Consider the following 10,620-nt stretch of genomic DNA (forward strand, 5'->3'; position numbering starts at 1 on the left):
GAAAAATATTTCTGTCCTTTTTGTTCAAACGTAAAAATGGGCTTATTTAAGGTTGCTTTTGGGGTTTTTGTGGGAGGCCTTATCAGCCCCTGAGTAGGGAAGAGCGCTGGCTGAGATGCCTGCTGATTTTCTTATGTTAAATAGATTTTGTACTTTTGCATTTATAGACAGCCCCGGGTAGCTTCCGCATCATTAGTATTCTGCTTTTGACTGCCGCTCTTTTGCTACCATTTGTCACTTTTTGTCAATTCAATTATTCACTTCCGTATGAACCTACAGCAGGTATTTATAGACGTAAAACAAGCAAGCAGAAAATTAAACCTTCTGTCAGAAGAAAAAATTAATCAGGTATTGGCAGATTTGGCCGACCAGGCAGAGGCCAGTGCAGAAAATATTCTCAGGGAAAATAAGAAAGACCTGGAGCGGATGGAAAACACCGATCCGAAGTATGACCGCCTGAAACTCACCAAAGAGCGTATTGGTGGAATTGCCGCCGATATCCGGAATGTAATTCAACTGCCATCTCCCCTGGGCAGGATCCTTAATGAACGGAAGCTGGATAATGGCCTGGAGCTTAAAAAAGTATCTGTTCCGCTGGGTGTAATTGGTATTATCTACGAAGCCCGCCCAAATGTTACCTTCGATGTATTCAGCCTTTGTCTTAAATCAGGTAATGCATTGGTATTGAAGGGTGGTAGCGATGCAACAGATTCGAACAGGGCTATAGTAAAGATTATTCACGAGGTGCTGGATAAAAACGGCGTGGACAGGAATATCGTACAGCTACTTCCTCCTGAGCGTGAAGCTACGCACGAAATGCTGCAGGCAGTCGATTATGTAGATATTATTATTCCAAGAGGTAGCCAGGGGCTTATCAACTATGTGCGGGAAAATTCTAAAGTGCCGGTTATTGAAACCGGGGCAGGGATTGTGCATACCTATTACGATAAGTTTGCCGATACGGAAAAAGGGAAGAACATTGTGGTAAATGCCAAGACCCGCCGCGTAAGTGTATGCAATGCGCTTGACTGCCTGCTGATTCATGAAGATCGCCTCCAGGACCTTGGCGCCATAGGAGAGGGACTGGCGAAAGAAGAGGTAGATATTTATGCCGACGCACCGGCTTTCGAGGTATTAAAAGATAAGTATCCTGCAGGAAAGCTGCACCAGGCAACGGAGGAGCACTTCGGAACGGAGTTTCTGTCGTATAAAATGGCAGTTAAAACAGTTAATGGTTTGCAGCAGGCAATCGACCATATCGATAGTTATAGCTCGCGCCACAGCGAAGCCATTGTTTCGGAGAATGAAGAGCATATTAACCACTTTTTTAAAGCCGTAGATGCTGCAGCCGTTTATGCCAACACCTCCACCGCTTATACCGATGGGGCCCAGTTTGGTTTAGGAGCAGAAATAGGCATTAGCACCCAAAAGTTGCATGCCAGAGGCCCTATGGCCCTGGAGGAATTGTGCAGCTATAAGTGGATTGTGAGAGGGAGCGGCCAAATCCGCCCTTAGGTTAAAGAATATTACAGAGCCCCCGGAGCAGCTTTTATTTGTTTTGGAAAGCTGAATTCTGGAAAAATAAATTTAGGGGTTACCTTCTGATGGAAATAAAAAAAAAGAGGAACAGAAGTCTGCTCCTCTTTTTTATTTCGAACTTATTATGGAATTTGAAAAATTTTAAATCTTAAATTATTCTTCAATCTCTTCTTCTGCTTTTAGCTGCTTCTGCTCAATTAGTGTACCTTCCTGGTCATAACGCAGGGCAAGAGAAGGAACTTTAACCTCTACCGTTTCGGTAGTTACTGCAATTTCCTCTTCTTCAACAGCTTCTTCCTGTTCGTCGGCAATAGCTTCTTCCGTGTCCTTAATTTCATCCTTCATATCTTTGCTAATCAGGCTGATTTCGTAAACAGGACCTTCTGCCGGCGCTTCAGTAGTGGCAGCCATGTTTTCATTTACTGCTTCTACTTCATAAACAGCTGCAACTTCCCAATCGTTGAATTCACTATTCTCAAAAGCTTCCTGAACGGCTGCAGGTAGCTGTGCCATATCAATTTCTTTTTTACCTTCTTCTGCAACACTGTTCGAGAGTTTTTCTACCTGAAGTTCGCTTTGTGGCTCAACAGGAGTTTCCTGCTCGGTTTGGGCAAAAGCTACTGTAGCTCCAAAAGAAAATGCTGCGAAAGTTAAAAATATCTTTTTCATGTTTTTTTAATTAAAGTTTTAAAAGTTCAATCATTGTATCTGCTCTCCTTAATGAAATTACTGTGCCAAAAATGACTAAACCATCTGTATTGGCTGTAAATGCACTTTTTGCGATTGACTGAAAGAAGAAGGCCTTCCAGTCATGTGGAATGGCGCCACACTGTGTGGACAATTGACACACTAAATGTGTGGAATTTGGAACAGGATTTTGACCTTTTGGCGCTCTGGCAGAACAGAAGTTAATATCTAATTCATTACTCATGTGCCCCTTTTGGAAGCTTTGTTCTGGCGGAACTTATAAATCCACTTACTTTTCGATTTTGCCCTTTTTCTTGTATGTTGCGCAAAAGTGAAAATCTATGAAAAGATTCTTCTTTACGTTTCTGCTCTTCCTGTTTTTTATGGAGGGTGCTCATGCACAGAAGAGCCCGAAGGAGCAGATTGCCGCTGTACTGGAACAGCAGACGCAGGCATGGAACAGTGGCAGGCTCGAAGATTTTATGAAAGGTTACTGGCGCTCCGATTCCCTGATGTTTATTGGAAAGAGCGGTCTTACCTATGGCTGGGATCAAACGCTGCAAAACTACCGAAGGAATTACTCCGACAGGCAAAAAATGGGCAAGCTTCGGTTCGATGTTATTAATATACAACCGGTAGTCGAACAGGAAGCATATTTTGTGGTCGGGAAGTGGCATTTGAAAAGAGATGCAGCAGTGGGTGACCTGGAAGGGTATTTTTCGCTGCTCTGGAAAAAGAAAGATGGCAATTGGGTAATCGTTGCTGACCACTCCAGTTAAGTTGTAAGCATGACAACAGAATATCCGGACGTTCAGGGGAAAGCGCTACTCGATTATTATCTGGGAAAGGAAAAGGTGCGCCTGAAGCTTCATACCAGCTACGGACCACCTGAGAAAATGCCCGTGGAAGTATTTTTCAGGGAGAAGGAAGACTTCTCAAAGCTCGAGCGAATGGCTTTGAGAGAATGCAGGGGAAAGGTGCTGGATATTGGAGCCGGTGCGGGGAGTTTTGCGCTGGAGCTGCAGGAACAGGGGCTGGAGGTGTGCGCCATGGAAGTTTCTCCGTTGAGTTGCCACATTATGCAGCAGAGAAGAGTAGGGTGGGTTGAGGAGCAGGATATATGGCAGTATGGTGGCCAACGTTTCGATACCCTCCTCCTGATGATGAATGGCCTCGGGCTGGCAGGTACTTTGGACCGTTTGCCCACCTTTATGCAAAAACTGAAAAGCCTTCTCCTGCCGGGTGGGCAAATTATTTGCGACAGCAGCGATATAACGTATCTCTACCTCGGGCTGCTTAAGCCCGAAGGCAGGTACTATGGCGAAATTGACTACCAGTATGAATATGAAGGGCTGCAGGGGCAAAAGTTCAGCTGGCTGTATGTAGATGAGCATACGCTGACAATTAGCCTTGCGCCCCTGGGGTTGAAGGTGGAGGTGCTGTATAAGAACAGGACTGATCAGTACCTGGCTCGTATTACGGTAAATAATTAAAAGATGGTGCAGGAGTAGCCTGCGGCCACTATGAATTCTGCTGCCGCCACCGGAAACTGAGGTAAGAGAGTAAGTCACCGAAAGCATGAACGGCCGACATAAGACTTTCATCTAACTTTTGTCCATCCATCCGTAGAAGCAAATAACCATAAATCCCGTTGAGGCAGGCCTGTACCGGTTCTTTTACCGCTCCATTCGACTGCTCAATACTTTTATGGATATATATCGCCGATTTGCTGTATACCTGTCGATACTGCTGGTCGGCCTTTAGCAACTGCTCATGGAGCTTATTTAGCTGGTTTACCACTTCCTGCGTAGACTGCAGGTGCCCTCGTTCTTCAATGCCTTCTTCTTTCATCTGCCGGGCAATTTCCTCGTACCAGTCATACAGTTCCTGTGTATCGGCATCTTTAATATGGCTGATAACGTACTTCTGGATGTCCTTCATGTTAAAGTTGTACACCCTTAGCAGATCTTCCGTCTGGTACATATGAATAATGTATTCGGAAATGTTCTCCTTTTTCTTCTTGTCGGCTATTACCATGGAGCAGGAAGGTTTGATTATGGCTCCAAATATCCCAATAAACTTCCGGTAAAACAACAGCTAAACCTGGCAGCTGCATGGCTGTCAGCCTTGGCTCACGCTCGAAAGAGACCTTAATCATGAACTGCTGTTATGTAGATTCCGTTCTATTTACTACTTTTGTACTTCCAATTATGCCTATGAAAAATATACGCAATTTCTGTATCATTGCCCATATTGACCACGGTAAAAGCACGCTTGCTGACCGTTTACTGGAGTTTACCCAAACTGTAAGTGAACGGGAAATGAAGACACAGCTGCTGGACAGTATGGACCTTGAGCGCGAACGCGGTATTACTATTAAATCTCATGCCATCCAGATGAACTACCAGAAGGATGGCGAGGAATATATATTAAACCTTATCGATACCCCCGGCCACGTCGACTTCTCTTATGAGGTGTCTCGTTCCATTGCGGCCTGCGAGGGTGCCTTACTCATTGTCGATGCTTCTCAGGGTGTGGAAGCCCAAACCATCTCCAACCTTTACCTGGCGCTGGGCCATGACCTCGAAATTATTCCGGTGCTGAATAAAATAGACCTTCCCGGAGCGATGCCTGAAGAAATGAAGGACCAGGTGGTGGAACTTCTCGGCTGTGAACGCGAAGATATTATTATGGCAAGCGGTAAGGAGGGAATTGGCATTAAGGAAATCCTGGATGCCATTGTCGAGCGTATTCCCTCTCCAAAGGGGAAGCCGGAAGAGCCGCTGAGAGCCATGATTTTTGACTCTGTTTTTAACTCTTTCAGAGGGATTGAAGTAATCTTCAGGGTATTTGACGGACAGATAAAAAAAGGAGATAAGGTAAAGTTCGTAAATACCGGGAAAGAGTACGATGCGGACGAGATTGGAACTCTTCGGCTGAAGCAACAGCCCCGCGATGTAATTAAAGCAGGCGATGTTGGCTATCTGATTTCCGGTATTAAAGTGGCAAAAGAGGTAAAAGTAGGAGATACCATTACCCACGTCGACAGGCCTACTAAGAATGCCATTAAAGGTTTTGAGGATGTAAAGCCGATGGTATTTGCCGGTATATACCCGGTAGACACCCAGGATTATGAAGAGCTGCGAGCCTCCATGGAGAAGTTGCAGCTGAATGATGCCTCTCTGGTTTGGGAACCTGAAACCTCTGCTGCCCTTGGTTTTGGCTTCCGTTGTGGATTCCTTGGAATGCTCCATATGGAGATTGTGCAAGAGCGTTTGGAGCGGGAGTTCGATATGACGGTGATTACCACCGTACCTTCGGTGCAGTTTCATGCTGTTGAAAAAGATGGTACAATAACAAAGGTAAATTCACCTTCTGAAATGCCAGAGCCTAACAGTATTTCACATATTGAGGAGCCCTTTATCAGGGCACAAATCATCTCCAAAGCCGATTATATCGGACCTATCATATCACTTTGTATGGATAAGCGGGGCATTATCAAAAACCAGGTATACCTCACTTCTGACCGGGTAGAGCTAACCTTTGAACTGCCGCTTTCTGAAATAGTATTTGACTTTTTCGACAAGCTCAAGACCATGAGCCGCGGTTATGCCTCACTCGACTATGAGCTGATTGGCTTCCGCCAATCCACCCTGGTGAAGCTGGATATAATGCTCAATGGAGAGAAAGTCGATGCGCTTTCGGCTATCGTACACCGCGATAAGGCCTATGAATGGGGAAAAAGGCTATGCGAGAAGTTAAGAGAACTATTGCCTCGCCAGATGTTCGAAATTGCCATTCAGGCAGCCATCGGTACGAAAGTAATTTCCCGCGAAACAGTAAAGGCCATGCGGAAGAACGTTTTGGCTAAATGTTATGGTGGTGACATATCACGTAAAAGAAAGCTGCTCGAGAAACAGAAAAAAGGAAAGAAGCGGATGCGCCAGGTAGGTAATGTGGAAATTCCGCAGGAGGCCTTTATGGCCGTGCTTAAACTGGACTAAGACATTTTACACAGCTTCAGCTCAACCGGGCTGAAGCTGTGTTTTTTAGCAAGTGGTCGGCATCAGGGCTTCGGTTTTGCAGGATAGCTTTGTCTCAGTTTTAATTTCAGTACACCGGCCTGTAACGGGCAGCATTTATGTACATCAGAATATATTCTTCATAAATAAATCTTCAAATCCATATGTCTGCAACACTACTACAGGGGAAAGAGCTAAGCCTGCAAATACAAAGCGAAATTGCCGATAAAGTAAAGGCCCTTACAGCTGCAGGAGGTAAAGTACCTCACCTGGCGGCTGTACTCATCGGTAACAATGGAGCCAGCGAAACCTATGTAGACCATAAAGTAAAAGCCTGCGAAAAAGTAGGTTTTAAATCGACTCTGGTGCGGCACGACGACACTATTTCGGAAGGAGATTTGTTGCGGGTGGTGGATGAGCTGAATGAAAATGATGATATTGATGGCTTTATTGTACAGTTGCCCCTGCCCAAGCATATCGACGTTAATAAGGTAATCGAGGCCATTAAGCCCAGTAAGGATGTGGACGGCTTCCACCCCATTAACTTTGGCCGAATGGCCGGCAATATGCCAGCTTACATTCCGGCAACCCCCGATGGAATAATAGAAATGCTGAAGCGTTACAAAATAGAAACTACCGGTAAGCATACGGTGGTGGTAGGCAGGAGCCAGATTGTGGGAACACCGGTGAGTATTTTGTTGAGCCGTGCCGCTTATCCGGGCGATTCTACCGTTACCTTGTGCCACCGCCACACGAAAGACTTGGCTTCCTTCACTAAATCGGCCGATATTTTGGTGGTGGCCACCGGTATACCCGGTATGATAAGCGGAGATATGGTGAAAGAAGGCGTGGTAGTGATAGATGTAGGGATAACCCGTGTAGAGGATAAAAGCAGGAAGAGTGGATACAGCCTGAAAGGGGATGTGGATTTTGATAGTGTAGCCCCTAAGGCCAGCTATATCACCCCGGTGCCGGGTGGGGTAGGACCTATGACCATTGCCTCCCTCCTGAAGAATACTTTTTTGGCGGCAGAGAAAGCTATTTATAAAGGATAAATACTGCTGGCTTAGGAGGGTCAGTAAGCCTTGCCTGATAGGGGAGTATTATTGAATGAGAGAAAAAGGCCGCAGCAGCGGATGGAGGACTATAATGAGAGAGAAAGATAAGACAGAAGAAACTCTATTGGCGGAAGCGACTCTTCCGTTGATGGAAGCTTTTTATACCCTGCAGGGCGAAGGCGCTCACCAGGGTCGTGCCGCCTATTTTATAAGGTTGGGCGGCTGCGACGTGGGCTGTTTGTGGTGCGATGTAAAGGAATCATGGGATGCGGAGGCCCACCCTCAGGTTGCCGTGGATGATATAGTGAAGCAGGCAGGTCAGCACCCCGGCCGCCTGGCAGTGGTAACCGGCGGTGAACCGCTCATGTACTCACTCGACTTCCTGACAGAACGTCTGCATGCAGCAGGTTTTGAAACGAATATCGAAACATCAGGAGCCCACCCCATGAGCGGGCAATGGGACTGGATATGCTTTTCGCCCAAAAAGTTTAAAGCCCCTCACCCGGATATTTACGGCAGGGCCAATGAGCTCAAGGTGGTTATTTTTAATAAAAGTGACTTTGCCTGGGCAGAGGAGCATGCCGCGAAGGTTTCGCCAGACTGTCGGCTTTACCTGCAGCCCGAGTGGGACCGCAGCGAGCGAATGTTGCCCGAAATTGTTGAGTACATTAAAGCACATCCGCAGTGGCGCATTTCGCTGCAGGTGCATAAATTCATGAACATACCTTAATACCGAAAGCATGAATCCAAAAGCCTTTGTATTATTGCTGATGCTTTTTAGTACCAGTGTTTTGTCGCTTGCCCAGTCGCGGCAGCAGGAGTATTCAGTAAGAAGTAAAAAGGCCATCAGGCTGTTTGAGGAATCAGAGAATTATTTTATCCGTCGACAGTACGGGCAGGCGGTTCAGCTTTTAAAGGAATCACTGGGAAAAGAAGAAGATTTTTTGGAGGCTCACCTCCGTCTGGGGGCAATTTACCGGGCGGTAGGCCAGTACGATGAGGCGCTGGCTCATCTTGAACAGGCAAACCAGCTGGCCGATGGAGCGCCCAATCCGCAGGCACTCTTTTCTCTGGGGGAGCTTTACTGGCAGTTAGGCAAGTATGAGCAGGCCGAGAAGCAGATGACGCAGTTTCTGTCCCTTCAGCCCCGGCAAAAAGCCCTGGTTTCCATTGCCGAAAATATTGTAGCCGATGCTGCCTTTGCTTTAGAGCAACTCAAGAACCCATTGCCTTTTAAACCGGAGCCTTTGCCAGCCGAAGTAAATGAAGCAGCCCTGCAGTACTTCCCTGTATTAACAGTCGATCAGCAAAACCTTATTTTTACCCGCCGCCTAACACCGGGCCCGCAGGATGACGAGGATCTGGTAATCAGCCGCCGCGATGAACAAGGCAACTGGCAGGCGCCTGTTTCCATCTCTTCTAACATCAATACGGAAGGGAATGAAGGAACCTCCACCATTTCGGCCGATGGACGCACTCTTATTTTTACCTCCTGCAGAGGGCGGAACGGGTATGGAAGCTGTGATTTATTTATCAGTTACAAAACCGGAAATGAATGGAGCGAACCCAAAAATCTTGGCCCCATCATCAATTCCGCTGCATGGGAGTCTCAGCCAGCCCTTTCTGCCGACGGCCGTACCCTTTATTTTGTTTCTAACCGCCCGGGTGGTGTGGGGCAAAACGACATATACAGGAGCATGCAGGATGAAACCGGAAACTGGGAGGTGGTGGAGAATCTGGGAAAAACCGTTAATACCTCTTTCGATGAAGTGTCGCCTTTTATCCATGCCAACGGGCAAACTCTTTATTTCGGCTCCAATGGGCGCCGTGGGATGGGAGGCTATGATCTGTTTGTGACAGAGCAGGAGGAGGAGGGGTGGCAGGAGCCCCGCAATCTCGGCTATCCCATCAATAACCATGAAGATCAGGTGTCGCTTTTTGTAACGGCCGATGGAGAAGAGGGCTATTATGCATATGAAGAAAAAGGCGGGGGCGCAAATGACCGTAGCCTTCTGTACCGTTTTAAAATTCCGGAGGCCGTGCAGGTGCGCAACCGGAGTAATTATGTGAGTGGAAAGGTGTATGATGCTGAAACGAAAAAGCCTTTAGGCGCTGCTGTTACCCTTTTCGATATTGTCGATGAGCAGGTCGTAAATAAAGTAAGTTCCGACTCGGTAAATGGTACATACTATATAGTATTAACCGAAGGTTCGGAATATGCCTTATATGTGAATAAGCCCGGTTATCTTTTTAAAAGCCTCGCTTTTAATTATGGCACAAATAATACCCTCGAGCCTATTGCAATAGATGTGTATCTTGAACCCATCCGGGCCGGTGTGAGCACCACCTTAAACAATATCTTTTTCGAAACTGATGAGTACCAATTGCAGCCGAAGTCCGAAACTGAGCTTGAGCGCGTTGTTCAGTTTCTGAAGGAGAACCCAAAAGTAGCCATAGAAATTGCCGGCCATACCGATAATGTAGGAAATGCCTCCTATAATCAGCAGCTCTCCGAAAAACGAGCCCGGGCAGTATATAACTTTCTTGTAGAAGCAGGCATTTCACCAAGCCGCCTGCAGGCAAAAGGCTACGGCCAGAGCAAACCCATTGCCCCTAACGATACCGAAGAAAACCGGCAGAAGAACCGGAGGATAGAGTTTCGAGTGTTGTAAGGCAGAAGGGAAACCAGCACCTTTCTTTTACTCTCTTATCAGCGGAGCAGCTGGTTAAAAGCCTGCTTAGTACGGGAAACCTTAGTCTTAAACCTTATATTCCTTCTTCTAAAAGGGGAAGGCTGAACAGGAGTCCACTTAGCTGTTCCTGCTCACTCCTCGGTATACCTGCACAGTTCTCAAAGTTTCTAATAAAACGTGAATTATGGATTAGCAAATTCACTAAAGAGGGCCTTGAGGAAAAAGCGTTAAGAATTTCAGAAAATGGAGCGGTTAAAAAATCTCCATGTTTGAGCCGCAGGCGAGCGGTCCGCCGCTGCGGTTTGGAGGTTTTCAGCGGAAAGAACTGAAATTTAGCTTTTTCCTCACAGCCTTGACTTTTTGATACTTTTGCGTCAAGGCAAAAGTATAAAGAACGTGGAGTGAAAGTTTGAGGTGCCTTTAATGCCTCCATAGCTCTAGAAGGGCTGCTTTACAATGAAAACAACACATAACTCACGTTATAAAGCAGCACAGCTATCAACTTTTGCATTTAGCCACGGCTGACTTCGCGCGGCAGGCATTAGCTGGTAATAAGCAATTTAAGGGAGGTAGTGGATTAGCTGTAAGGGGAGGGGGAAGGGGAAGGCAGGTCAGGTTTGC

At 46.5% G+C, this 10,620-nt stretch carries 10 protein-coding genes; 7 read left to right on the forward strand and 3 right to left on the reverse strand.

What is annotated here, in order from left to right; all coding sequences use genetic code 11:
- Positions 1–267 precede the first annotated feature (267 nt).
- Positions 268–1,515, forward strand: a complete 1,248-nt coding sequence (locus F752_RS0108885) for a glutamate-5-semialdehyde dehydrogenase (protein WP_017731375.1) — start codon at positions 268–270, stop codon at positions 1,513–1,515.
- Between the two features lie 177 nt (positions 1,516–1,692).
- On the opposite strand, the gene F752_RS0108895 is transcribed toward F752_RS0108885, so the two are convergent.
- Both F752_RS0108895 and F752_RS26025 read right to left on the reverse strand, forming a co-directional pair.
- Positions 1,693–2,208 (reverse strand): hypothetical protein, encoded by a 516-nt coding sequence (locus tag F752_RS0108895; protein WP_017731377.1) that lies wholly within the window; start codon positions 2,206–2,208, stop codon positions 1,693–1,695.
- Positions 2,209–2,218: 10 nt separating this feature from the next.
- Positions 2,219–2,470, reverse strand: a complete 252-nt coding sequence (locus F752_RS26025; protein WP_152425080.1) for a hypothetical protein — start codon at positions 2,468–2,470, stop codon at positions 2,219–2,221.
- Between the two features lie 97 nt (positions 2,471–2,567).
- Here F752_RS26025 and F752_RS0108900 point away from each other — a divergent pair, with 97 nt between their 5' ends.
- Together F752_RS0108900 and F752_RS0108905 are read left to right on the forward strand one after the other, a co-directional pair.
- Positions 2,568–3,005, forward strand: coding sequence for a YybH family protein (locus tag F752_RS0108900; RefSeq protein ID WP_017731378.1), 438 nt, complete (start codon positions 2,568–2,570; stop codon positions 3,003–3,005).
- 9 nt (positions 3,006–3,014) lie between these two features.
- Positions 3,015–3,719: a class I SAM-dependent methyltransferase gene (locus F752_RS0108905; protein WP_017731379.1), complete on the forward strand. Its 705-nt coding sequence runs from the start codon at positions 3,015–3,017 to the stop codon at positions 3,717–3,719.
- Between the two features lie 28 nt (positions 3,720–3,747).
- Here the strand turns inward: F752_RS0108905 and F752_RS0108910 are convergent, their stop codons facing one another.
- Positions 3,748–4,263, reverse strand: a complete 516-nt coding sequence (locus F752_RS0108910) for a DUF4924 family protein (RefSeq protein ID WP_026135619.1) — start codon at positions 4,261–4,263, stop codon at positions 3,748–3,750.
- Positions 4,264–4,442: 179 nt separating this feature from the next.
- Here F752_RS0108910 and lepA point away from each other — a divergent pair, with 179 nt between their 5' ends.
- The 4 genes from lepA (at position 4,443) to F752_RS0108930 (ending at position 9,978) form a co-directional block, all read left to right on the forward strand.
- The gene (gene lepA / locus F752_RS0108915; protein WP_026135620.1) at positions 4,443–6,230 is read left to right on the forward strand and encodes a translation elongation factor 4; all 1,788 of its coding nucleotides are present in this window, start codon (positions 4,443–4,445) and stop codon (positions 6,228–6,230) included.
- A gap of 182 nt (positions 6,231–6,412) precedes the next feature.
- Positions 6,413–7,303 carry a bifunctional 5,10-methylenetetrahydrofolate dehydrogenase/5,10-methenyltetrahydrofolate cyclohydrolase gene (locus tag F752_RS0108920; RefSeq protein WP_017731382.1) on the forward strand — a complete coding sequence of 297 codons (891 nt, stop codon included), beginning with the start codon at positions 6,413–6,415 and terminating at the stop codon, positions 7,301–7,303.
- Between the two features lie 94 nt (positions 7,304–7,397).
- Entirely contained in the window at positions 7,398–8,036 is a 639-nt protein-coding gene (locus tag F752_RS0108925) for a 7-carboxy-7-deazaguanine synthase QueE (RefSeq protein ID WP_051049884.1), read from the forward strand.
- Positions 8,037–8,046: 10 nt separating this feature from the next.
- Complete coding sequence (locus F752_RS0108930) at positions 8,047–9,978, forward strand: OmpA family protein (RefSeq protein WP_017731384.1); 1,932 nt, start codon at positions 8,047–8,049, stop codon at positions 9,976–9,978.
- Positions 9,979–10,620: the final 642 nt, after the last annotated feature.

The sequence above is a fragment of the Nafulsella turpanensis ZLM-10 genome (assembly GCF_000346615.1).
In the GTDB taxonomy this organism is placed as follows: domain Bacteria; phylum Bacteroidota; class Bacteroidia; order Cytophagales; family Cyclobacteriaceae; genus Nafulsella; species Nafulsella turpanensis.